Source organism: Micromonospora sp. NPDC048935 (genome assembly GCF_043197875.1).
In the GTDB taxonomy this organism is placed as follows: Bacteria; Actinomycetota; Actinomycetes; order Mycobacteriales; family Micromonosporaceae; genus Micromonospora.
On record NZ_JBICTZ010000012.1, the window covers coordinates 171,389 to 192,891 of the forward strand.

The window sequence follows — 21,503 nt, forward strand, 5'->3', positions numbered from 1 at the left end:
CGGTCGGGCGGCTACCGTCCACAAATGCGATCCGCGCGGCCGCTCGGGCTGCTCCTCTGCGCTGTCGCCGTCGTGCTCTGGGCGGTGGGCATGACCGTGTGGCAACCCCTGACCGAGCCGATCGGCCCGTGGTCGGAGCGCCTGCCCGGCAACAACACCTACTGGGCGCGCGACCTGCGGTTCCTGGCGATCATCGCGGTGACGCTCGGGCTGGTGCTGGCCGGTCGGGGTCTTCGGCACTGGAGCCGGACGGCGGTGGTGCTCGGTGGTCTCTGGGTTGCCGCCGACATCGCGATCGACCGGGTCGACCCGGTCGGCGTCCAGGCGACGGTGCTGCTCGCCGTCGGCGGTGGTGTGGTGCTCGCAGTGCTGACGGTGGTGCTGCTGGGCTGGGAACGCGGCCTGCCCCCGGCCGTCGACCGGAAGGCCCTGACCGGCGCGGCCTGTGTGGCCGGGGTGCTGACGCTCGTGGCGGCCGCCCTGGAGTCGCCGACCGACCGGGAGCCGGAGCTCGACCAGGGCGCTCTGGCCGTGGCGGCGCTGCTTGTCGTCCTGGCCGTCGGTGCCGCGCTGGCGGCGGCCCCGGCGCGTCCCCGCGCCCGCGTCGGGCTGGCGGCCGGCCTCGTCGTGGTGGCCCTGGCCGGCGTCGGGCTGGTGCGCGCCGCCCCGCCCGGCGCGCGTCTCCTGCCGGAGATGGCCCTCGGCGCGGTGCTGCTCACCGGGATCACCCTGCTGGCCTGGGACTGGCCGGGCGGCCGGCCGGTCTGGCGGCACCACGCGCTGGCCGCCCTCGCCGCGCTTGTGGGGCCGGTGGCCTTCCTGCTCGTCGCGGCGATCCCCATGCTGGTGCTACTGCCGGTCGGCCCGCAGTTCACGGCGCTGGCCGGCAACAGTCCGATCAACACCGCCGACTCCGACCTGCTGGTTTCGCTGTGCGGGCTGCTCTCCGGGCTCGCGATGGCCCTGCTGCTGGCCCGGCCGAGCACCGGGGACCGCCGGTAGCTCACTCGACGACCGGCAGCACGACCTCGTTACGGCGCAGGAACCACGGCTTCCACGGCAGGTCGTAGCGCGCGTACCGGATCGCGCCTGTCGGTTGCAGCCCGGCCGCGGTGACCGAGCGGCCGAGCATGGTGGCCCGCTGACTGAACGCCTGCTCGGTCCACCGCCCGGAGAACCGCATCGCCGCCGCCAGGTGCGCCGGCACCTCGCGGATCCGCACCCTCGGGTCGACAGGTTCGGGCAGGGTGGCGGCCGTGCGGGCGACCGGCATCACGAACTGGATCAGGTACGCCCCCGGCCGCTCGCCCTCCACCTGGACCACCGGAACGGTCATCGCGATCTTCTCCGAGCCGCTGGCCGCGGGCAGCGCCGACGCGGCCGTTCCGATCGGGTGCCGGGCCCGGTTGGCACCGCCGATGTACGCGGCCAGCGGCCGGAACGCCTCGATCGGCGCCCGGGTGAAGGACGCCTGGACCTGCATTTCGGCCACCAGGTGGGCCGGGTACCGACGCAGCTCGAAGCCGGGGTGTCGGGACACCACCCGGTACGGCTGCTGTTCGGTCATCGCGCGTCTCCCAGGGTCTGCTGGGACAGACGCTACCGCCCGTCCGGCTCCCGCTCGGCCGAAGTCGACTCCTCGGCCCCACCGGCGACGGCCCGCGCGGTCAGCCGCCAGTACTGCCGCTTGCTCTCGTCGCGCAGCACCACACCGAGCTGGGCCAGCTCGCGGCGCAGCTCGCGGGCGTCGTCGCGGCGGTCCCGCTCGATCGCCCGTTCCCGGGCACGCAGCAGCGCGTCCGCGGCGGCGGGCAGACCGGGCAGGTCGGGCACCCACAGCCGGTACGCCGACCGGTGCGGGTCGTCGTCCACCCAGCTCCAACCGTGCGTGCGGAACGCCTCCGCCAGTTTGGCGGCCGGCAGGTCCGTCGACTCCCGGACCAACTCCGCGCCGTCGCCGTCGAGCAGCACCAGGTGCTTGTCGGCGAGGAAGACCACCCGGGCGTCGGCCCGCGCGACGGCCCGGTCCTGGTCGGAGCGGCGCAGCCGGGCCTGCACCGCGTCGACGGTGACGATCAGCCGTTCGGCGGTGCCGATCCCGGCGACGACCAGGCCGGCCAGGACGCCCACCGCGACCGTGCCGGCGGTGGCCTGCGGCTCGGGCAGCCGGTCCAGCCACTCGACCAGGTCACCGAACGGCACCCAGGGCAGCCGGGCGAGCCAACCGGTCGTCGCCGCGAGGAGCCAGCCGAGGCCCGCACCGACCAGCGGGAAGCCACCCCACATGACGACCAGCTCGGTGACGCCGCCGCTGACGACGGTGCGTGGTCGGTAGCCGGACACGTCCATGGTCAGGACACCTCGCGGCGCAGCGTCCGGTACAGGCCGGCGGCCAGCGGGAGGACCATCCAGAACAGCAGGGACACCACCAGCCGCCCCCACTGCCCGCCGGTGACGGCGTCGCTGCTGAACAACGGTTCCATGGTCTTGCTGGTGTCCAACCACTCGGACGGGCCACGCAGGGGCCTGACCATCTCGCCGAGCACTCCCCAGATGGTGGGCAGCAGGAGATAGCCGACGATCGCCAGCGGCGGGTTGAGCAGCAACAGACCGAAGGCGGCACCCATCAGCACGCCGGTGACCTGGAGGATCGCCGCGTTCAGCAGCAGGGACCAGTCGAACTGCCAGGTGCCCGCGCCACCGGTGGCCGAGGCCACGAGCGTGCCGACGGCGGCGAAGACGAGGCTGGCCAGCACCGAGGCGAGTGCCGTCAGCATCACGGCGATCAGTTTGGCGACGACCACCCGTTCCCGGCGGGGCACCAGGGCGTACGTGGTGAGGGCCGTCCGCTGCGACCACTCGCTGGTGATCGACAGGATGCCGAGCACCGGCAGCAGCACCGACACCGGCAGCAGCGACGGGACGAAGAAGTTGGGGAAGGTCTGGTCGGCCTCCTTCGAGTAGATCAGTTGCAGGGTGACGATCACGGCGGTGACCAGGCCGATGGTGATCACCAGCCAACGGCCGGCCCGGGTGTCGACGAGCTTGCGCACCTCCACGGCGCTGAGCCGGAGCAGCGACGGACGGCGTACCGGAGTGTGCTGCCCGGGCGCGACGGTGCCGGTGGTGGGCGCGGTGGTGGTGGTCATCGGACGGCCTCCTTGGTGGATTCGCCGGCGGTCAGGGTGAGGAAGAGCTGTTCGAGGCCACCGCCGCCGGCCGGTCGCAGCTCGGCCAGCGCGACGCCGGCGTCGGCGGCGGCCTGGCCGACCGCCTCGGCGTCGGCCTGCACGAGCAGCCCCTCGGAGCTGTCGGCGGCGCTCAACCCGGCCCTGTCCAGTGCCCGGCGCAGCGACGCGTCGTCGCGGGCCCGGACCACCGTGCCGCCGCCGGCCAACAGCTCGTTCTTGTCGCCCTGGGCCACGATCCGGCCGCCCCCGATCACCACCAGCCGGTCCGCGACCGCCTCCACCTCGCGCAGCAGGTGGGAGGAGAGCAGCACCGTGCCGCCCCGGTCGGCGAAGTCGCGCAGCAAACCGCGCATCCAGAAGATCCCCTCCGGGTCCAGGCCGTTCGCCGGCTCGTCGAGGATCAGCACGCGGGGGTCGCCGAGCAGCGCCTGCGCCAGGCCGAGCCGCTGGCGCATACCCAACGAGTACGCCCGTACCCGACGCTTCGCCGCCACCGCGTTCAACCCGACCAGGTCGAGCTTCGCGGCGACCTCGCGCCGGTCCAAACCCATGGTGTACGCGGACAGCGTCAACGCCTCGCGGCCGGTGCGCCCGGCGTGCTGGGCGGAGGCGTCCAGCAGCACCCCGACCTCCCGCCCCGGGTTGGGCAGCTCCCGGTACGGGTGACCGGAGATGGTGGCGCGGCCGGCGGTCGGGGCGGTGAGCCCGCAGATCATCCGCATGGTGGTGGACTTGCCGGCGCCGTTGGGGCCGAGGAAGCCGGTGACGGTGCCCGGCTCGCACTGGAACGACACGTCGTCCACGGCCGGGTGTGGCCCGTATCGCTTGGTGAGGTTCTCTACCGTGATCATGCGGTTGAGCCTGCCCGCGCCGCCCGGCCATCGGCTGCGGCCACCGGTCGGTGCCCCGTCGACCTTGGTCGACGTTCGGGTCTCGACTTTGGTAGCTGGTCGTGGTGCCCGTCGGCTGCCTAGCATGGGGCCGTGACCAGCCTCGCCGTCCCGGAGCACCCCTGGCTGCTGCCAGGGGAGCTGGTGGTGCCGGCTGACCGTGCGCGTACGCGTCCGCGCCGCACCACCCGCGACTGGATCGTGGACAGCGTCGCGTTCCTGGTCTCCCTGGTCTGGGTGCTGTTCGCCACCGCCGACGCCCTGTCGGCCGACCCGTCGATGACCACCCCGCTCCCGCACGGCTGGATGACCGGCGCGGACGCGCTGCTCGGGCTGGTCTGTTGCGGGCTGCTCTGGGTGCGCCGCCGATGGCCGCTCGGGATTGTGGTGGCGACGACACCGCTGACCCTGTTCTCGATGGCCGCCGCCATCCCACTGTTGATCCTCTACTTCACGGTGGTGGTGCACCGCCGCACCGCGATCGCGATCGCGGTCACCGGTGCCGGCCTCGCCACCAACATGGTCTTCAGTTGGCTGCGCCCGGATCCGAACATGCCGTACTGGGCCACCGCGGCGTGGGGCGTGGTGCTCAGCTTCGCCGTGCTGGCCTGGGGGATGTTCGTCCGGGCCCGCCGGCAGTTGATCGTGTCGTTGCGGGAGCGGGCCGAGCGGGCCGAGGCGGAACAGCAGCTCCGCGTCACCCAGGCCCGCCACCTCGAACGCACCCGCATCGCCCGGGAGATGCACGACGTGCTGGCCCACCGGATCTCCCTGCTCAGCCTGCACGCGGGTGCCCTGGAGTTCCGCCCGGACGCGCCGGCCGACGAGGTGGCCCGAGCTGCCGGGGTGATCCGGGGCAGCGCGCACGCCGCCCTACAGGACCTGCGGGAGGTGATCGGGGTGCTCCGGGCCGAGGACGACGGTGCCGGCGACGCCCCCGAGCCACCCCAGCCGACCCTCGCCGACCTGCCGGCCCTGATCGCCGAGTCGCGGTCGGCCGGGGTGCGCGTGAACGTCAGCGACAGCGTCGCCAACCCGGGGCAGGCGCCGGCGGCGCTGGGCCGGGCCGCGTACCGGATCGTGCAGGAGGGGCTGACCAACGCCCGCAAGCACGCGGCCGGCGCGGCCGTCACCGTGGACGTGGCCGGCGGGCCGGGCGCCGGCCTGACCGTGGCCATCGGCAACCGGTGGCCGGTCGGCGCGCCGCCCGGGGGCACGCTGCCGGGCGCTGGCACCGGCCTGGTGGGCATCAGCGAGCGCGTCACGCTTGCCGGCGGCCGGCTGGCCTACGGTCGGGACGACGCGGGCGACTTCCGGCTCGCCGCCTGGCTCCCGTGGTCGGCGTGACCGGGCCCTCGGGTGTGGCCGGGCCCTCGGGCGTGGCCGGGCCGTCGGGTGTGAGTGGGCCGTCGGCGGCGGAGTCGGCCGTGCCGTCGGTGCGCGTGTTGATCGTGGACGACGACGCCCTGGTCCGGGCCGGCCTCTCGATGATCCTCGGCGGCCTGCCGGACCTGACCGTGGTCGGCGAGGCGGCCGACGGCGGCGAGGTGCCCGCCGCGGTGGCCGCGTACGCCCCGGACGTGGTGCTGATGGACATCCGGATGCCCCGGGTGGACGGGTTGACCGCCACCGAGGCGCTGCGCGCCCAGCCGCACCCGCCGGAGGTGCTGGTGCTCACCACCTTCGACGCCGACGAGCAGGTGCTGCGGGCGCTGCGCGCCGGGGCGGCCGGTTTCCTGCTCAAGGACACCCCGCCGGCGGAGATCGTGCACGCCGTACGACGGGTGGCGGGCGGTGAGGCCACGCTCTCCCCGACGGTGACCCGGAAGCTGATCGCCCACGTGACCGCCGCCACTGGAGGACCAGCCGGTCCCGACCCGCGCCGGGAGCGGGCACTGCGGCTGCTCAGCGGGCTCAGTGAGCGGGAGCGGCAGGTGGCGGTCGCGCTGGGGCGAGGTCAGACCAACGCGGAGATCGCGGGGGAGTTGTTCATGAGTGTGGCGACGGTGAAGGCGTACGTCTCCCGGCTGCTGACCCGACTGGACCTCAACAACCGGGTCCAGGTGGCCCTGCTCGTGCACGACGCCGGCCTGGTCTGAGCCCGCCGAAGGTCGCGCCGAGGCCCGTCTGTCGATCGCGGCAACACAGATGAGGTTACACTCATTCTTGGTTGTTTCATTTTTGGTTGTGTCAGGAGTGGTCATGGACGGCTTTGTCGGACGGGACCGTGAGCTCCAGCTCCTGGGCGGCATGCTCGATCGAGTACGGCGGGGTGGCAGAGCTGGCCGCCCAGGTCGCGCACTCCTCATGCGCGGTCGCCGACGGGTGGGCAAGTCCCGCCTGGTCGAGGAGTTCGTGGAGCGGGCCGAGGTGCCGTACCTCTTCTTCACCGCCTCCGCGCAGCCGAGCGTCGCCGCCGACCTGGCTCTCTTCGTGGAGGAGGCGGCAGCCTCGACGCTGCCGGACGCACAGCTACTTCGCGAGCAGCAACCACAGACGTGGGATGCCGCGCTGAGCCTGCTCGCCGCCGCGCTGCCGGCCGACCGGCCGAGCGTCGTCGTCCTCGATGAGATGCCGTACCTCATCGCGGGTGACCCGGGCTTCGAGGGGACACTGCAGAAGATCTTCGATCGTGAGCTTTCCCGACGGCCGGTCCTGCTGATCTGTGTCGGATCGGACCTGGCGATGATGGAGGCCCTGAACGGCTACGGCCGGCCGTTCCACCAGCGGGCCACCGAGATGGTCATCCCGCCGTTGAGCCCGGCCGACGTTCGCGACATGTTGGACCTGTCCGCCGCCGACGCGTTCGACGCCTACCTGGTGTCCGGTGGTTTGCCGTTGATCCTCGACGAGTGGCCGACGGGCGTGCCGGTGCATGACTATCTGGCCGACGCCGTACGGGATCCGACCTCGGCCCTGTTGGTCAGCGGCGAGCGGGCGCTGGCTGCGGAGTTCCCGCCCCAGTCCCAGGCGGGCCTTGTGCTGCGGGCCATCGGCTCCGGTGAGCGGACCTTCTCGCTGATCTCCCGCGCGGCGGGGGATCTTCCGCAGGCGTCCCTCAACCGCGCCCTGCGCCTGCTGACGCAGAAGCGGGCCGTGGAGGTCACCGTTCCGCTGTCCACCAGGCCGTCGCGGGAAACCCGGTACGCGGTGGCTGATCCGTACCTGCGCTTCTGGCTGTCGTTCCTGGGGCCGCACCTCTCCGAGATCGAACGGGGGCGGGGTGATCTGACCCTGGCCCGGATCCTCCGGTCCTGGACGTCCTGGCGAGGGCGGGCCATCGAACCTGTCGTTCGCGAGGCACTGCGCCGGCTACCCGACGAGTACCTGCCGGCGGAGGCGGCGACGGTCGGTGGCTACTGGACCCGGACAAACGATCCGGAGATCGACATAGTCGGTGCTGACCGGGAGCCCGTCGCGCGGCGCATCACCTTCGTGGGGTCGATCAAATGGCAGGAGGGCCGGCCGTTCGACGCGCACGACCTTGGCCGGCTGCTCCTGCACCGGTCCCAGCTGCCTGGTGCCGACGAGTCGGTACCCACCCTTGCCGTGGCGCGCAGCGGCACCGCCGTCGACGGGCTACACGTTCTGTCGCCGGAGGATCTGCTTAACGCGTACCGGAATTGAACTTTCGTCGGGTGCCGGCCGTACCCATGGCCGAGGATGTCGGTGCGGTGAGTCCGCCGTACCGCTGCCGAGCTGCGGGAGGCCTGCCGTGCGAGTTGGTGAGCAGTCGACGGATCCCATCGATCAGGTACTGGGAGAGGTGCCAATGCCGGCATCGCTGACCCCGGAGGACGTTCGGCTCGCGGTCCGGGCGGTGGTCGTGCACACCGCCGAGGAGTGGCCCACCGGGCCACTGTGCCGCAACGACGGTGCCTCCTACCCGTGCCGCCTGCACCGCTGGGGACGACGGGTGTTGGAGACACACGGGCTCAACGAGCGGCAGATCGAGGCGGTGATCCGGCACGGCAACCCGTTCGTGCACGTGCCCTTCCCCTTCACGGCGACCGGGCCGTCGCGGCAGCAGGCCGCGCGGGTCGTCTCGCCGGGGGCACGGTCCACCGCTGTGGGCCGGCCGGTGACGCCCCCCGTCGCCGCGCCGCGCTGGCCCCGGGCGAGCTGAGTACCCGCCCGACCCGGGGCGACACGACGCCGGCCCGACGCGAAGACCCCTCCGCGTCGGGCCGACGTCGCGCTGAGCGGACGGTTCAGTTGCCGACCCCGCAGTCCGGCGCGGACCAGCTCGTCGTGTTCGAGCTCTGGTCGCTGTTGTTCTCCCGTCGCGAGTCGACGTGCACGTGGTCGTCGTGGTCGGGGTAGCCCGGCCCGTAGATCCCGCTGAAGCCGTTGTTGCGGGCACCGCGGGCGATCTGGCACAGCGAGGACGACCGCGCGGTGACGTCGGCCGCGTTGCCGTACAGGTGCTGGCTGTCGGACGCGCCACCGACCTGGTTGTTGCAGGCGCGGCTGCGGAAGCCGCTGGACACGTCGAGGGGCTTGTCGCCGAGGCTCTTGCGGAGCGCCTCCAGCTTCCACATGGTGCGCAGCGCGTTCTGCCGGGTCTGGGCCGCCGAGAGCGGTCCGCCGCTGTATCCGGACCCGCCGCACCCGTTGTCCAGTTCGCTGTGGCTGAAGTGCGCGGGCGTGCAGTCGTTGTCCTGTAGCTGGTACAGCTTGGCGTAGGTCTGTGGGCCGGCGATGCCGTCGGCACGCAGCCCGTACGCCTGCTGGAACCGCTTGACCGCGGCGGCGGTCTTCGGCCCGTACTGGCCGTCGTTCTCCACGATGTCCCGATAGCCGGCCCAGCCGGCGACCCGGATCTGCAACTGGCGGACGTCGTTGCCCGAGCGTCCCTGGTACAGGTTGCGGGTCCAGGTGTAACAGCCGTCCGCGTGTGCCGCTGGCGCGGCGACCACCGTGGCGATTGCTGCACCGGGCAGCGCCAGGGCGAATGCGACGGCGACCCGCTTCAAGGTGTTTACGCGCACAGAAGTCCTCCCGATAGGAGAGCGAATGGGGTGGCTCCAGGACATCGACCGAGAAGTCCCGCGATTTCCACCCTGACACTGATCGGTGCGGTTGGAGGTGATTAACGAGAATCGTCCTCACAAATCGTCGCCCCTGGGTATTGGCTGGGAATTAGGCTGATTTGCCAAACAGTCATCGACCACCGATCGGGACCGCGTCGGCCAACAACGACCCAAGCGCACCGAACGTCGCAATCAGTCCGACCGAGGGTGATGTTCCCCGGTCACCGGTGGGCGGTAACGTCAGGCGCGGACGACGGACTGGCGGAGGTGCACGTGGCACGCGGTGGCGTCTTCTGTGTCGAGGGTCAGTGGCACCGCGACCTCAACGAGCGGGGCTCCGTGTTGCCCACCCTGGAGTTGCTGGAGCGACTGGGCAAGATCCGCTTCATCCACAAGGACGCGGCCACCCGTGACGAGTTGTTCTACTTCCTGGACCGCTGGCTGCTCAAGCAGTACGCCGACCACCGGGTCGGCTTCTTCGCCATGCACGGAGAGCCGAGCCGACTCTGCCTCACCGACTGGCAGTCCGTGGAGTTGAACGAGGTGGCCGACCTGATGGCCGGCCGCGCGGAGGGGCGGCGACTCTACTTCGGCAGTTGCTCGGTGCTGCGGGCCTCGGACGCGGTGTTGCGTGAGTTCCTGGAGGTCACCGGAGCCGCGCTGATCTGCGGTTTCAGCCGAGAAGTCGACTGGGTCGAGTCGGCGGCCTTCGAGACCGTCCTGCTCGACGTGCTCGCCAACGGTCAGCGGCACAACGCCGCCGAGCTGCGGATGGGCTCCGCCCACTGGGCGCCGCTCGCGGCGTACCTCGGCTTTCGGGTGATCTACGCCAACGGGCGGGCCTGGCGCCCGTCCAGCCGCCCCCGGGTGCCCACCCAGGCGGTGCACCGCTCCGCGGCCCGGCCGCGCTGACCCACTGCCACCGCGTCGCCGCCACCCTGGTAGGAACGGGGAATGGCGCGCAGCATCGCACGGAACACCCGGGTCGACCGGGACAGCCTGCTCGACTTCCTCCGGCCGCGACACCGCGTCGTGCTGATGACCACCCGGGCGGACGGCCGCCCGCAGTCGTCCCCGGTCTCCGCGGGGATCGACGGGCAGGGCCGGCTGGTGGTCTCCACCTACCCCGAGCGGGCCAAGGTGACGAACATCCGCCGCGACCCCCGGGTGTCGGCGTGCGTGCTCAGCGACGACTGGAACGGCCCCTGGGTGCAGATCGACGGCACCGCCGAGGTGCTCGACCTGCCCGACGCACTGGAGCCGCTTGTGGACTACTTCCGCAGCATCTCCGGTGAGCACCCGGACTGGGACGACTACCGGGCGGCGATGGTGCGCCAGGGCAAGTCGCTGATCCGGGTCACCATCGACGCCTGGGGTCCGATCGCCACCGGTGGCTTCCCGGCCCGCCTCGCCGACTGACCGTTCCTTCGGGGGATCCACAGGCTGGTATTCATCCAATACGGTGAGCCAGGCAAGATCCACTGACACGAACGGGGACCCATGAACAACCTTTCTGCTCCTCGTCGGCTGCTCGCCTGGGCGGTGCCCGCCACCCTGGCGTTCGCCGTCGTCGCCCCGGCCCTGCCGGCCCAGGCCGCTCCGGCCAACACCCCGACCTCGGCCGTCGTCGGCCCGGTCGACAAGGACCTCAACGGTGACGGCGTACCGGACCTGGTGGTCGTCGGCGGCACCGCCGGGCTCGACTCCGGCGTGTGGGCGGCGCGGGGTCGGGTCAACGCGACCACCGGAGTCGGCACTGGCCGCGTGAAGGTCCCGCCGGTGAACATCGGCGTGTATGGCAACGGGGTCTCCGGCAACGACGAGCCGGCCGCGGATTTCGATGGCGCCCAGGTGATCACCGGCCGCTTCTTCGGCACCGCGAACCAGGACTTCCTGGCCTACTACCCGGGTGGCGTCAACGCCGGAGGCGGCAGCTTCATCGCGGGCGTCGGCGACGGCACCATGGTGGACCCGTACCGCGGCAGCGGACAGGTCACTCTCATCCGCGAATACTTCGTCGACGAGTACGACAACTCTCCGATCCAGCTCGTCAACGGGTACACGGCTGACGGCGTCGACAGCGGCATCGCGGATCTGCTGGGCACCGTCGGCGACTCGACGAACGGCTACCGCCTTACCTACTACCCGAACCTCGGGGCGCCCAGCCTCTACTTCCCTCGCGTGCCGCTGAGCAACGCCACCCCGACAGGCGGCAGTGACTGGCAGAACTGGACCCTGGCCAGCACCGAGCTGGCCTCGGGGGCGGCGCTGGTGCTGCGGAACGCCACCACCGGTGACCTCTACCTCTGGCAGGGCGTCACCATGACCGACAACGGCGACGGGACCGGCACGCTCTCCTACACGCAGTACCGGCTCGCCTCCGGCTGGAACGCCGGTGTCGCGATCAGCGGCCTCACCACCGCCGACCTGAACGCCGACGGCGTGGCCGATCTGTGGGCGGTGTTCCCGGACGGCACCGTGCGGGCGTACCTGATCTCGAACCTCTCCGCCACCAAGCCGGCGAAGATCCGGGCGATCGAGGCGCAGCAGCTCCGCTGACGTGAGGCGTGGGGTCCGTCAGCCGCGGGTGACGGGCCCCACGCCGCTCAGTCGACCAGGGCGGCGTAGACGAGCTGGCGCAGCTGGGAGCGGAGCGGGTAGGTGCTCGACGGCATCAGCTGCGTGAACAGCAGCGCGGTGATCTCCTCGGCCGGGTCGACCCAGAACGCGGTGCTGGCCACCCCGCCCCAGTAGTACTCGCCCACGCTGCTGGGCAGCCGGCTGGGGATCGGGTCGTCGACCACCGCGAAGCCGAGGCCGAAGCCGATCCCGTCCAGGGTGGTCTCAGCGAAGCCGCCGGTGGACAGGGTGCCCAGGTCCTGACCGCCGGGCAGGTGGTTGCGGGTCATGAACCGCACCGTGCGCGTCCCGAGTAGCCGGACGCCGTCCAGCTCGCCGCCGCGCAGCAGCAACTGCGTGAATCGGTGGTAGTCGGCGGCGCTGGAGATCAGGCCGCCACCGCCGGAGAGCAGCGCCGGCTTGCTGAACGCGAGCGACCCCAGGCTGTCGTAGCGGACGGCCCGGCCGGTGCGCGGGTCCGGTGCGTAGAGCGCCGCCAGTCGGTCGGCCTCGTCGCCGTCCACCCACCAGCGGGTGTCGGTCATTCCCAGCGGGCCGAAGATCCGGTCGGCGAAGAACGCGTCGAGGCCCTGCCCGGAGATCACCTCGACGAGCCGGCCGAGCACGTCGGTGGCGACGGAGTAGCCCCAGGCGGAGCCGGGTTGGAACAGCAGCGGCAACTCGCCGAAGGCCGCACAGGCACCCGCGAGGTCGACCTCCTCCGGCGGGTGCAGGTCGTAACCGGCGGCCCGGTAGAGCCCGTCGACCACCGAGGTCTGGAGGAAGCCGTACGTCAACCCGGCGGTGTGGGTGAGTAGGTGCCAGACCCGGATCGGCTCGACCGCCGGCACGGTGTACGGCTTGAGCGTCGACCCCTTGGAGTAGACCCGCAGGTCGGCGAACTCCGGCAGCCAGCGGCTGATCTCGTCGGTCAGCTCGAACCGGCCCTCCTCCCACAGCATCATCGCCGCGACCGAGGTGACCGGCTTGGTCATCGAGTAGATCCGCCACAGCGTGTCGGCCTCGACCGGTGCGCCCGACTCCCGGTCCGCCAGCCCGTAGGTCGAGGAGTGCGCCACCTCGCCACGCCGGGTGACAACCACCTGCCAGCCGGCCAGCCGGCCGTCGTCGACGTACCGGCTGAAGTGCTCGTCGATCCGCGCCAACCGCGTCGGGTCGAAACCGATCTGATCCGGGTCCGTGCTTCGCGCCACACTCACGCCGCCGAACCTACTAGTCGGTACTCCGACATCGGAAGAGGGTCGCCACCAGCGACGTCGGCCCGTTGGCTGTCGGTGCTGGCCACTAGCCTGACCGGATGCCGGAGCTGACCGAGGACGTGACCTTCCGCAACGAGGACTGGTACGGCGAGGAGCTGGTCGACAGGCACTTCGTGGGTTGCGAGTTCTTCGACGTGGACCTGACGGAGGCGGCGAGCCGGGGCGCGGTCTTCACCGGGTGCACGTTCGGCAACGTGCGGTTCAACGCCTCCCGACACGTCGACTCCGCCTTCACCCGTTGCGTCTTCCGGCGGTGCAACTTCTTCGAGGCCGAGTTCTCCGGCTGCAAGCTGGTCGGCAGCACCTTTTTCGAGTGCGACCTGCGGCCGCTGGCGGTGGACGGGGGCGACTGGTCGTTCGTCGCGCTGCCCGGTGCCGACCTGCGGGGTGTCCGGCTGACCGGGGTGCGGATGCGCGAGGCGGATCTGACCAGGGCCAACCTCACCGGTGCCACGGTCACCGGGGTCGACCTGTCCGGCGCGCAGTTGCTCAACGTCCGGCTCGGCGGTGCCGACCTGCGCGGCAGCGACCTCACCGCGCTCGATCCGACGGTCGTCGAGCGGGCCGGTGCCATCGTCGACGCCGAGCAGGCCATCGTCATCGCGCAACTGCTCGGCTTCCGGATCGGCTGACCCCGAAAGGCGTTCGCGGTCTCGCCGGTCCGGTCCGGGCGGTCCCGGTTCGACCGACTGCGTTCGGTCGCGGGCTGGACACGTCCGGCGGTCCGGATCTAGCGTGTCGTCCACACCGGGATAAACGTGAAACGGCTTACAGTGGACGGTCCGGTCCGCGGTGGTCGATGGCTGCCGGGTGGTGGAGGTGGAGGGGTCGGTGGCGGACGAGGACCGCATGCGGGCACAGACCCGCGCCGCGCTGCGCCGGGTCGCCCGTGCCCGGCAGCGGCGGCGCTGGGCGGTGGAGGGGGCTGCCGTACTCGTCTGCCTGGTGGTGTTGGTCTCGTATCTCGCCAGCCGGTCCGACCCGGAGCCCGGCGACGACCAGGCGGGCGACGCGCCCGCGGGTGCCGCCCGTTCCTCGGTGCGCCCGGGCACCGAGGGGCGCACCGGCGAAGCGGGGCCGGCGATGCCGGGCCTGCGTCCGCGCCAGCGCCCGCCCTCGCCCGACCCGACACCCTCAACCAGCGCACCCGCCGCACCGCCCGCGTCGCCGGTGTCGCCGGGGTCCGCGGTGCTGTCGGTCAGCCAGGGGGAGATGCCCGCCGAGGTCGACCTCACCGCGGTGGGCACCCGGGACTGGGTGCACTGGGGCGAGCGCGGCGGCACCTCGACGGTCCGTAAGCGCTCCGGCTCCGGGGAGATCGTCGACGCGGGCGGCACCGGCACCCGGGTCGGTTGGGACGGCAACCAGGAGTACGTCCGCTGGTCCGACGGCTCGTCGCAACGGTCGACGAGCGGTACTGCCAACGGCGTCTACACCTGCGGTGCCGGCAACGGGTTCACCCTCACCGTCGCCGGCAGTGGCGAGCCGCGCACGGTCCAGGTCTACGGCGGCACCTGGATGGCCCGGGGCCGCCTGGAGGCGCGCCTGTCCACGGGTGGGCCCGCCCGCACCGCCGTACTCGAGGATCCGTACACCAGCCAGAGCGCGCAGTTCACCATCCGGTTCTCGCTGCCGAAGAGCGCCCGACTGCTGGTGACCTGGACCGTCGAGAAGGTCTTCACCCCACACTGCGGCAACGTCGGCCTCCAGGCCGTGGCGGTTCGCTGACCGAGCGGTCGCACAGCGGGACAGTTTGTCCGTCGCGCACCGTCGATGAGGCAGTAACTTTCTGCTGTTCCCATCCGACTATCCAGTGTGGAGGCAGCGGAGATGAGCAGCAGGACCGCCCACCCCGTCCGTCGCGCCGTTACGTCCGGTGCCGGTGAAACGTCCGGGGAGGTGCTCCGCGACATTCCCCTGCCGCCGTACGTGACCGGCGAGGACACCCAGTTCGCGGTGCGGGCGGTGGTGGTGCACGCCCCGCAACGGTGGTCCGGGGGCGTGGTCTGCCGCAACGATGCCAGCCCGCACCCGTGCCGCCTGCACCGCTGGGGCATCCGGGTGCTCGCACTGCGCGGGCTGCGGGCGGCCGAGATCGCCGCGCTGATCGAGCGCGGTGACCCGACGGCGGTGGTCCCCCCACCGGACCGTCCGGCCTGAGCGCAGGTCCGGCCGGGAGGCGCGGGTGCGCCTCCCGGCCGCCACTCAGCAGGTGGCGGCGATGCATGCGCTGATGCTGTCCTGAAGCCGACGGGCTACGTGGGCCGGCCGACCGATTTGTCGTGCCCGCCCCAGTAGTGCCGCTGCGCCCCCATCACCATCGGTGCGACAAGTGCGGCGAGCGCCCCGCCGAGCAGCGGAAAGACGACGAACACCCAGAGCTGCCGCAGGGCCACGCCACCCTCGAAGACCGCCGGGCCGAACGCGCGGGCCGGATTGACCGCGGCCCCGGTCAGCGTCACGCCCACCAGTTGGGTCGCGGCGAGGGCCAACCCGATGGCCAGACCGGCGGTGCCGGGATTCTCGCTACGACTGGTCACCACCAGGACGACAAGCACGAAGAGGAACGTCAGGATGAGTTCCAGCACCGCCGCACCGCCCCGATTGATGTGCGCTCCGTAGCCGTTCGTGCCCAGCGCGGCGGTCTGGTCCGCGACGTCACCCCAGCGGGTCAGCGCCCACAGCACGAAGGCGGCCACTGTCGCGCCGACGAACTGCGCGATCCAGTACGCCACCGCACCGATCACCGAGATCTTTCCGGAGAGCAGCACGCCCAGCGTCACCGCCGGGTTGACGTGGCTCCCGGACAGTGGGCCGATCGTGTAGACGAGAGCGACCATCACGAAGCCGAAGGCGAGAGCGACCACCACCACTCCGCCCTGGACCCGTGCGGCGACGGCGCTACCGACGCCGAAGAGGACCAGCAGCAGGGTGCCGAGGAACTCTGCCGCGTACCGACGAAAGTCGCTCATGTATTGAGCGTAAGTGCAGGTCAGGTGGCTGTTGTCGGAATGGCTATCTGCCCCGGACGCGACGGCCGTCCGGGGTCGGCTACCCACGTTCGGCCGGATCACACAGGCGCGCAGGCCCCCGCTCTCGACTGACCTGGCTCTATTTGACGGATGCCCGGCCAGCGGGCACGGTGGGGGTGCAGGGGCCGTCAGCTGCCCCGATTCGATGCGACGGCGACGACCGTTCGCCCTCCTGTCACCTCACACGTGCGCTCGTACGCGAGCCGACCGTCCGGTCCGGGCACCGCACCATGCCGACCGCGAGCCGAGAATCCACGAGGAGTTCCACAGATGCTCACCATGACCGACAACGCCGTGCTCGTCATCCGTGACCTCGCCAACCAGCAGGACGTGGCCCAGGACGGCGGCGTACGCATCGCCGCCGACACCGAGGCCGGCTCGCTGAGCGTGGAGTTGGTGCCCGAGCCGGTGCAGGGCGACCAGGTGATCGACAACCAGGGTGCCCGGATATTCCTGGACGAGGACGCCGCCGAGTTGCTCGGCGACGCCTCGGTGGACGCCACCGTCGACGACGAGGGCATCATCCAGTTCGGCTTCACCGAGCGGCAGTAGGCCCGTCACGCTGCCCCCCACTCACGCCGATCTTGCAGTTTCGGTCGCCGAAGCGCGTGGGATGTCCCCTTCTGGGGGGACAGAAAGTGCAAGATCGCGGTGGGAGGGGGGCCGCACACGAGCGCGCGGCGCCGCTTCGACCGTGGTCGGAACGTCGCCGCGCTCTGGCCGTCTCCCACCATCGCAGCCGTTCGGCGGTACGCCGGCGGGGACCTGGCTCGACCGGCCGTTCGTGCCGGTCCGGTGTGACGATCCCCGGTCCGCTGGGATCCAAACCCGCGGAGCGTCGGAAATCTCGCGGGTCCCGACGCCGTGCGGCGCAGGCCGTCGGCGTCTGCGGTGGCATCCGTCATTCCCGGCGTGGCCCGCTGCCGGACGGGGTATGAGCCTGGTCATGGAGCATTTCACGATCGCGACCGAAGCCGAGAAGAGCCCGGATTTCCGGCGGGTGCTGTGGACCGGTGAGCACACCCAGTTGGTCGTCATGACCATCCCCGAGGGTGGGGAGATCGGCGAAGAGGTGCACGAGGACGTCGACCAGATCCTGACCTTCGTCAGTGGCGTCGGCGAGGCCCGGGTCGCCGGCTCGAAGCGGAAGGTCGTCTCCGGTGACCTGGTGGTCGTGCCGGCCGGGACCAAGCACAACTTCGTCAACACCGGCCCCAACCCGCTGGTGCTGTACACCGTCTACGGCCCGCCGGAGCACGCCGACAAGGCCGTACACCGGACCAAGGAGGAGGCCGACGCGGCGGAGGCGGCGGGCAAGGACGAGCCACCGACCTCGTGACCGGTCGGGCAGCGGTCTGATCCAGGCCGATGCGGGTACCCCCGGCGGGTGGAGCAGCAGCCGGCGATCTCCGACTACGGATTCCTCTCGGACTCCCGTTCGGGTGCGCTCGTCGGCAAGGACGGCTCGATCGACTGGTGGTGCCCGCACCGGTTCGACGGGGCCTCCGTGTTCGGGCGGCTGCTCGACCCGACCGCCGGGCACTTCCGACTCGCCCCGGTCGGCGCCGGTGGCCCGGGGCACCGCGTGGAGCGCGCGTACCGGCCGGGCACGTTGGTGCTGCGCACGGTGCACCACACCCCGCACGGCAGCGTGGCGGTCACCGACGCGCTCGCCGCCGAGGTCGGCGCCCGCGCCCACGAACTGGGGATGAACTCGCCCGCCGTGCTGATCCGGGTGGTCGAGGGGCTGTCCGGGCGGGTCCGGATGGGCCTGGATTTCGTGCCCCGACCGGAGTATGGCCTGCTCACGCCGTACCTGCATGAGCAGCCGGATGGCGGGGTGCTGGCCGGTGCCGGCCCGGTGGTGCTGGTGCTGCACGCGCCGGGCCTGCGCCTGCGCGCCGGCCCGGACCGGGTGACGCACGAGTTCGAGGTGTCCACCGGTCAGGTGGTCGGGATGGACGTGGCCTACGGTGCCGCCTACGGCGACCCACCGGCCCGACTGGACCCGGTGGCCACGCTCGCCGAGACGAGCCAGGCGTGGGACGCGTACCGGGACGTGCACACGTACTCCGGCCGGTATCCCGATCTCGTCCGGCAGAGCGCGACGGTCCTGACCGGCCTCACGTACGCCCGCAGCGGCGCGGTCGCCGCCGCGCTGACCACGTCGCTGCCGGAGCAGGTCGGCAGCGACCGCAACTACGACTACCGCTACTCCTGGCTGCGGGACTTCTCGTTGACCATGCGGGCGCTGTGGGTGGCGGCCTGCCCCGACGAGGCGTCCCGGCTGTTCGCCTGGGCGTCGCGCTCGATCGGGCGGATCGGCGACCAGCCGGTGCCGGTGCTCTTCGGGCTGGAGGGCGAGCGGGACCTCTCCGAGCACCACTGCCATCACCTGCGCGGATACCGCGACAGCAGGCCGGTCCGGATCGGCAACGACGCCTGGCGGCAACGGCAGCTCGACGTGCCGGGTGAGGTGATGTCGGCGGTGTGGCGGCTGCGCGACTATCTCGGCGCGCCGTTCGAGGGCGAGCTGCGCGAGATGGTGCTCGGGTTGACCGAGCAGGTGGCGGCGACGTGGCACCTGCCGGACCGGGGCATGTGGGAGACCCGGGACGAGGAACGTCACTACCTGTCGTCGAAGGTGATCTGCTGGCTGACGCTGGACCGGGCGGTGGGTCTCGCCGACCGGCTCGGGGAGAGGGCCGACCCGCGCCGCTGGGCCGGGGTGCGCGACGAGATCCGCGAGACCGTGCTGCGCGAGGGCTGGAACGAGCGGATCGGGGCGTTCACGGGTGCCTTCGGTTCGGCGGAGCTGGACGCCTCGGCGCTGACCCTGCCCGTGGCGCACTTCCTGCCCGCGACCGACCCGCGGATGCGGTCCACGATGGCGATGGTCGAACGGGAGCTGGGCACGGACGGCGGGCTGGTCCGCCGGTGGTCGACCGACCCGGGCGGATTTCTGCTGTGCTCGTTCTGGTTGGTGGAGTGCCTGGTCATGGCGGGCGAGACACCGCGGGCCGAGGCGCTGTTCGAGCGGGTGGTGGGGTACGCCAACGACGTGGGGCTGTTCAGCGAGCAGGTCGACCTGGTCACCGGGGAGCAGCTCGGCAACACCCCGCAGGCGCTCTCCCACGTCGGGCTGATCAACGCGGCCTGGCGGTTGACCAAGCCGGACAGCTACTGAGTCACCCCACCGTGGGTACGCCGGACACGTCGACCGTGTCCGGATACTTCAGCCCGGCACCGGTGTTGAGCACCACCACCCGTTCGCCGGCCCGGATCCACCCGCCGGCGCGCAGTTGCCGCGCCGCCGTGAGGCAGGCGGCCCCCTCCGGGCAGAGCAGCAGCCCCTCGCGGGCCGCGAAGTCCCGGAGGTCGGCCAGGATGTCCGCGTCGTCGACGGCGACCGCGGTGCCGGAGGACTCCCGCAGCGCCGCCAGGATCAACTCGTCGCCCAGCGGGGCCGGCACGGTGATGCCGAACGCCACGGTGTGCGCGTCCGCCCACGGCTGCGCCCGGTCCTTACCGGCGGCGAACGCCCGCACGATCGGCGCGCAGCCGGTCGACTGCACCGCCACCAGCCGGGGCAGCTTGTCGCCGACCCAGCCCAGCTCACGCAGCTCGTGCAGTGCCTTGTGGATGCCGATCAGCCCGACCCCGCCGCCGGTCGGGTAGATGATCACGTCGGGCGTCTGCCAGCCGAGCTGCTCGACGATCTCGTACCCCATCGTCTTCTTGCCCTCCAGCCGGTAGGGCTCGCGCAGCGTGCCGGCGTCGAAGATCGCCCCGTCCGACTCCGCGACCAGCTCGGCGACCCACCGGCCGGCGTCACTGATCAGCCCGTCGATCAGGCGCAGGTCGGCCCCCGCGGCGACGCACTCGCGCCGGCAGATGCTCGGGGCCTCCAGCGGCATGACGATCGTCGCGCCCATCCCGGCCCGCGCGGCGTACGTGGCCCAGGCCGACCCGGCGTTGCCGTTGGTGGGCATCGCGATCCGCCGCACGCCCAGCTCGCGGGCCCGGCTCACCCCGACCGCCGCGCCGCGCGCCTTGAACGAGCCGGTCGGGACCAACCCCTCGTCCTTGACCATCAGGTCCGCGATGCCGATCTCGGCACCGTACGCGGGAGCGCGCAGCAGCGGAGTCCAGCCCTCGCCGAGCGTCGTGACGTGCCGCGGGTCGCCGACCGGCAGCAACTCCCGGTAGCGCCACAGGTCGGCCGGGCGCAGTCCGAAGCGTTCCGGGGTGACCGCCTCCGCCACCGCCGGCAGGTCGTAACGGGCCAGCAGCGGGGAGCCGCACTCGCAGAGGTTGTGCAGCGCGTCGGCGGCGTACTCCTTGCCGCAGCGCGGGCAGTCCAGATGGGTCAGGTACACGTCGCTCCTCGCCGTCAGACCGCGTCGATCCTCAGCCAGCACCGGCTGCGCCCCGGCACGCAATCCGGGCCCGACCGGTAGGTCACACCCGCATTCTGCGGCAAACCGGATCGGTGCGCTGGATGCCGGAGTGTCCGGTTCGCTCGCGGCCGAGGGCTCGGCGGGGTAGAACGGACCTCATGGACCTCACCGACCAGCCCACAGTTCTGCTTCCGGGCGACGTACGGATGCCCCTGCTCGGCTTCGGCACCTGGCAGGCCACCGGCCAGGCCGGTTACGACGCGGTGCTGGCCGCGCTCGACACCGGCTATCGGCACGTCGACACCGCCACCGTGTACGGCAACGAGCGCGAGGTCGGCCGGGCGGTGCAGGAGAGCGGGCTGCGCCGGGAGGACATCTTCATCACCACCAAGCTCCCGCCGAACCGGGTGGGGCAGGAGCGCGCGACGTTGGAGGCCAGCCTGGAGGCGCTCGGCGTCGACCAGGTGGACCTCTGGTTGATCCACTGGCCGCCGTCGTCGCCGTCGGACAGCATCCCGCTCTGGCGTGAGCTGCTGGCAGCCCGGGACGAGAACCTGGTCCGGGCGGTGGGTGTCAGCAACTACAGCACCGGGCAGATCGACGAGCTGATCCAGTCGACCGAGGAGAATCCGGCGGTCAACCAGATCGAGTGGAGCCCGGCGTTGTACGACCGGCAGCGGCACGCCGAGCACCGGGACCGGGGTGTGGTGCTGGAGGGTTACAGCCCGTTCAAGACCAGCGACCTCAGTGACCCGGTGTTGACGAGGATCGCCGCCGCGCACGGGGTCTCGCCCGCGCAGGTGGTGCTGCGGTGGCACATCGACCACGAGATCGTGGCGATCCCGAAGTCGGTGACCCCGGAGCGGATCACCGCCAACTTCGACGTCTTCCACTTCTCGCTCACGGCGGAGGAGATGCGCGACATCGACGCTCTCGGCGAGGTCTGAATCGGCGGTTTCCTTCAAGGGCTGATTCGGTGCTGAAGGGTATCGACATCGACGTTCGTGACGGTATAGCGTGCCCGTCATTACGTTCGTCGATGCGTTAGCACCCGCCGT

General features: G+C 71.7%; 23 protein-coding genes. 15 read left to right on the forward strand and 8 right to left on the reverse strand.

Going from position 1 to position 21,503, the window contains the following annotated elements; all coding sequences use genetic code 11:
* The first annotated feature begins 24 nt into the window (after nt 1-24).
* On the forward strand, nt 25-1,002 hold the full coding sequence (locus tag ACGFIW_RS28410; protein ID WP_393321961.1) for a hypothetical protein: 978 nt from the start codon (nt 25-27) through the stop codon (nt 1,000-1,002).
* 1 nt (nt 1,003) lies between these two features.
* Here the strand turns inward: ACGFIW_RS28410 and ACGFIW_RS28415 are convergent, their stop codons facing one another.
* From ACGFIW_RS28415 to ACGFIW_RS28430, 4 genes are read right to left on the reverse strand one after another with little or no spacing between them, the layout of a single operon-like run.
* Nucleotides 1,004-1,567, reverse strand: a complete 564-nt coding sequence (locus ACGFIW_RS28415; RefSeq protein ID WP_393321964.1) for an SOUL family heme-binding protein — start codon at nt 1,565-1,567, stop codon at nt 1,004-1,006.
* A gap of 32 nt (nt 1,568-1,599) precedes the next feature.
* The gene (locus tag ACGFIW_RS28420; RefSeq protein ID WP_393321966.1) at nt 1,600-2,349 is read right to left on the reverse strand and encodes a hypothetical protein; all 750 of its coding nucleotides are present in this window, start codon (nt 2,347-2,349) and stop codon (nt 1,600-1,602) included.
* Between the two features lie 2 nt (nt 2,350-2,351).
* Nucleotides 2,352-3,149, reverse strand: coding sequence for an ABC transporter permease (locus ACGFIW_RS28425; protein ID WP_393321969.1), 798 nt, complete (start codon nt 3,147-3,149; stop codon nt 2,352-2,354).
* The gene (locus ACGFIW_RS28430) at nt 3,146-4,042 is read right to left on the reverse strand and encodes an ABC transporter ATP-binding protein (RefSeq protein WP_393321972.1); all 897 of its coding nucleotides are present in this window, start codon (nt 4,040-4,042) and stop codon (nt 3,146-3,148) included. The genes ACGFIW_RS28425 and ACGFIW_RS28430 overlap by 4 nt, the downstream gene beginning before the upstream one ends.
* 132 nt (nt 4,043-4,174) lie before the next feature.
* Between ACGFIW_RS28430 and ACGFIW_RS28435 the strand changes: the two genes are divergently transcribed.
* From ACGFIW_RS28435 to ACGFIW_RS28450, 4 genes are all read left to right on the forward strand, one after another.
* Complete coding sequence (locus ACGFIW_RS28435) at nt 4,175-5,428, forward strand: sensor histidine kinase (protein ID WP_393321975.1); 1,254 nt, start codon at nt 4,175-4,177, stop codon at nt 5,426-5,428.
* Nucleotides 5,407-6,180, forward strand: coding sequence for a response regulator (locus ACGFIW_RS28440; RefSeq protein WP_393322091.1), 774 nt, complete (start codon nt 5,407-5,409; stop codon nt 6,178-6,180). The genes ACGFIW_RS28435 and ACGFIW_RS28440 overlap by 22 nt, the downstream gene beginning before the upstream one ends.
* A gap of 103 nt (nt 6,181-6,283) precedes the next feature.
* The gene (locus ACGFIW_RS28445; protein WP_393321978.1) at nt 6,284-7,708 is read left to right on the forward strand and encodes an ATP-binding protein; all 1,425 of its coding nucleotides are present in this window, start codon (nt 6,284-6,286) and stop codon (nt 7,706-7,708) included.
* Nucleotides 7,709-7,853: 145 nt separating this feature from the next.
* Nucleotides 7,854-8,207 (forward strand): hypothetical protein, encoded by a 354-nt coding sequence (locus tag ACGFIW_RS28450; protein ID WP_393321981.1) that lies wholly within the window; start codon nt 7,854-7,856, stop codon nt 8,205-8,207.
* A gap of 85 nt (nt 8,208-8,292) precedes the next feature.
* Here ACGFIW_RS28450 and ACGFIW_RS28455 read toward each other — a convergent pair whose 3' ends face one another.
* Nucleotides 8,293-9,072, reverse strand: coding sequence for a D-Ala-D-Ala carboxypeptidase family metallohydrolase (locus ACGFIW_RS28455; protein WP_393321984.1), 780 nt, complete (start codon nt 9,070-9,072; stop codon nt 8,293-8,295).
* Nucleotides 9,073-9,387: 315 nt separating this feature from the next.
* Between ACGFIW_RS28455 and ACGFIW_RS28460 the strand changes: the two genes are divergently transcribed.
* From ACGFIW_RS28460 to ACGFIW_RS28470, 3 genes are all read left to right on the forward strand, one after another.
* Nucleotides 9,388-10,026 carry a DUF6642 family protein gene (locus ACGFIW_RS28460; protein ID WP_357072223.1) on the forward strand — a complete coding sequence of 213 codons (639 nt, stop codon included), beginning with the start codon at nt 9,388-9,390 and terminating at the stop codon, nt 10,024-10,026.
* Nucleotides 10,027-10,068: 42 nt separating this feature from the next.
* Complete coding sequence (locus ACGFIW_RS28465; RefSeq protein WP_393321987.1) at nt 10,069-10,533, forward strand: PPOX class F420-dependent oxidoreductase; 465 nt, start codon at nt 10,069-10,071, stop codon at nt 10,531-10,533.
* A gap of 81 nt (nt 10,534-10,614) precedes the next feature.
* Complete coding sequence (locus ACGFIW_RS28470) at nt 10,615-11,673, forward strand: hypothetical protein (protein WP_393321990.1); 1,059 nt, start codon at nt 10,615-10,617, stop codon at nt 11,671-11,673.
* 47 nt (nt 11,674-11,720) lie between these two features.
* Here the strand turns inward: ACGFIW_RS28470 and ACGFIW_RS28475 are convergent, their stop codons facing one another.
* Nucleotides 11,721-12,953, reverse strand: coding sequence for a serine hydrolase domain-containing protein (locus ACGFIW_RS28475; protein WP_393321991.1), 1,233 nt, complete (start codon nt 12,951-12,953; stop codon nt 11,721-11,723).
* 98 nt (nt 12,954-13,051) lie between these two features.
* Here ACGFIW_RS28475 and ACGFIW_RS28480 point away from each other — a divergent pair, with 98 nt between their 5' ends.
* From ACGFIW_RS28480 to ACGFIW_RS28490, 3 genes are all read left to right on the forward strand, one after another.
* Entirely contained in the window at nt 13,052-13,645 is a 594-nt protein-coding gene (locus ACGFIW_RS28480) for a pentapeptide repeat-containing protein (RefSeq protein WP_393321994.1), read from the forward strand.
* Between the two features lie 199 nt (nt 13,646-13,844).
* Entirely contained in the window at nt 13,845-14,741 is an 897-nt protein-coding gene (locus tag ACGFIW_RS28485; protein ID WP_393321996.1) for a hypothetical protein, read from the forward strand.
* A 102-nt stretch (nt 14,742-14,843) separates the two neighbouring features.
* On the forward strand, nt 14,844-15,173 hold the full coding sequence (locus tag ACGFIW_RS28490; RefSeq protein WP_393321999.1) for a hypothetical protein: 330 nt from the start codon (nt 14,844-14,846) through the stop codon (nt 15,171-15,173).
* A gap of 95 nt (nt 15,174-15,268) precedes the next feature.
* Here the strand turns inward: ACGFIW_RS28490 and ACGFIW_RS28495 are convergent, their stop codons facing one another.
* Complete coding sequence (locus ACGFIW_RS28495; RefSeq protein ID WP_393322001.1) at nt 15,269-15,985, reverse strand: MIP/aquaporin family protein; 717 nt, start codon at nt 15,983-15,985, stop codon at nt 15,269-15,271.
* A gap of 330 nt (nt 15,986-16,315) precedes the next feature.
* On the opposite strand from ACGFIW_RS28495, the gene ACGFIW_RS28500 reads away from it, so the two are divergent.
* The 3 genes from ACGFIW_RS28500 to ACGFIW_RS28510 all read left to right on the forward strand — a co-directional run bounded on the left by ACGFIW_RS28500 (nt 16,316) and on the right by ACGFIW_RS28510 (nt 19,232).
* A complete protein-coding gene (locus tag ACGFIW_RS28500; RefSeq protein ID WP_393322004.1) occupies nt 16,316-16,597 on the forward strand; it encodes an adhesin in 282 nt (93 codons plus the stop codon).
* Nucleotides 16,598-16,991: 394 nt separating this feature from the next.
* The gene (locus tag ACGFIW_RS28505; RefSeq protein WP_357557251.1) at nt 16,992-17,384 is read left to right on the forward strand and encodes a cupin domain-containing protein; all 393 of its coding nucleotides are present in this window, start codon (nt 16,992-16,994) and stop codon (nt 17,382-17,384) included.
* A 48-nt stretch (nt 17,385-17,432) separates the two neighbouring features.
* A complete protein-coding gene (locus ACGFIW_RS28510) occupies nt 17,433-19,232 on the forward strand; it encodes a glycoside hydrolase family 15 protein (protein ID WP_393322006.1) in 1,800 nt (599 codons plus the stop codon).
* 1 nt (nt 19,233) lies between these two features.
* Here the strand turns inward: ACGFIW_RS28510 and ACGFIW_RS28515 are convergent, their stop codons facing one another.
* On the reverse strand, nt 19,234-20,424 hold the full coding sequence (locus ACGFIW_RS28515; protein ID WP_393322009.1) for a threonine synthase: 1,191 nt from the start codon (nt 20,422-20,424) through the stop codon (nt 19,234-19,236).
* A 179-nt stretch (nt 20,425-20,603) separates the two neighbouring features.
* Between ACGFIW_RS28515 and ACGFIW_RS28520 the strand changes: the two genes are divergently transcribed.
* Nucleotides 20,604-21,392: an aldo/keto reductase gene (locus ACGFIW_RS28520; RefSeq protein ID WP_393322012.1), complete on the forward strand. Its 789-nt coding sequence runs from the start codon at nt 20,604-20,606 to the stop codon at nt 21,390-21,392.
* The last annotated feature ends 111 nt before the right edge of the window (nt 21,393-21,503 follow it).

What these genes read in the sequence shown, in the direction of transcription:
- ACGFIW_RS28495 (WP_393322001.1), bottom strand. Translation starts at nt 15,985, where the DNA reads ATGAGCGACTTTCGTCGGTACGCGGCAGAGTTCCTCGGCACCCTGCTG.
- ACGFIW_RS28410 (WP_393321961.1), top strand. Translation starts at nt 25, where the DNA reads ATGCGATCCGCGCGGCCGCTCGGGCTGCTCCTCTGCGCTGTCGCCGTC.
- ACGFIW_RS28470 (WP_393321990.1), top strand. Translation starts at nt 10,615, where the DNA reads ATGAACAACCTTTCTGCTCCTCGTCGGCTGCTCGCCTGGGCGGTGCCC.
- ACGFIW_RS28430 (WP_393321972.1), bottom strand. Translation starts at nt 4,042, where the DNA reads ATGATCACGGTAGAGAACCTCACCAAGCGATACGGGCCACACCCGGCC.
- ACGFIW_RS28505 (WP_357557251.1), top strand. Translation starts at nt 16,992, where the DNA reads ATGGAGCATTTCACGATCGCGACCGAAGCCGAGAAGAGCCCGGATTTC.
- ACGFIW_RS28520 (WP_393322012.1), top strand. Translation starts at nt 20,604, where the DNA reads ATGGACCTCACCGACCAGCCCACAGTTCTGCTTCCGGGCGACGTACGG.
- ACGFIW_RS28500 (WP_393322004.1), top strand. Translation starts at nt 16,316, where the DNA reads ATGCTCACCATGACCGACAACGCCGTGCTCGTCATCCGTGACCTCGCC.
- ACGFIW_RS28425 (WP_393321969.1), bottom strand. Translation starts at nt 3,149, where the DNA reads ATGACCACCACCACCGCGCCCACCACCGGCACCGTCGCGCCCGGGCAG.
- ACGFIW_RS28420 (WP_393321966.1), bottom strand. Translation starts at nt 2,349, where the DNA reads ATGGACGTGTCCGGCTACCGACCACGCACCGTCGTCAGCGGCGGCGTC.
- ACGFIW_RS28465 (WP_393321987.1), top strand. Translation starts at nt 10,069, where the DNA reads ATGGCGCGCAGCATCGCACGGAACACCCGGGTCGACCGGGACAGCCTG.
- ACGFIW_RS28490 (WP_393321999.1), top strand. Translation starts at nt 14,844, where the DNA reads ATGAGCAGCAGGACCGCCCACCCCGTCCGTCGCGCCGTTACGTCCGGT.
- ACGFIW_RS28415 (WP_393321964.1), bottom strand. Translation starts at nt 1,567, where the DNA reads ATGACCGAACAGCAGCCGTACCGGGTGGTGTCCCGACACCCCGGCTTC.
- ACGFIW_RS28450 (WP_393321981.1), top strand. Translation starts at nt 7,854, where the DNA reads ATGCCGGCATCGCTGACCCCGGAGGACGTTCGGCTCGCGGTCCGGGCG.
- ACGFIW_RS28480 (WP_393321994.1), top strand. Translation starts at nt 13,052, where the DNA reads ATGCCGGAGCTGACCGAGGACGTGACCTTCCGCAACGAGGACTGGTAC.
- ACGFIW_RS28445 (WP_393321978.1), top strand. Translation starts at nt 6,284, where the DNA reads ATGGACGGCTTTGTCGGACGGGACCGTGAGCTCCAGCTCCTGGGCGGC.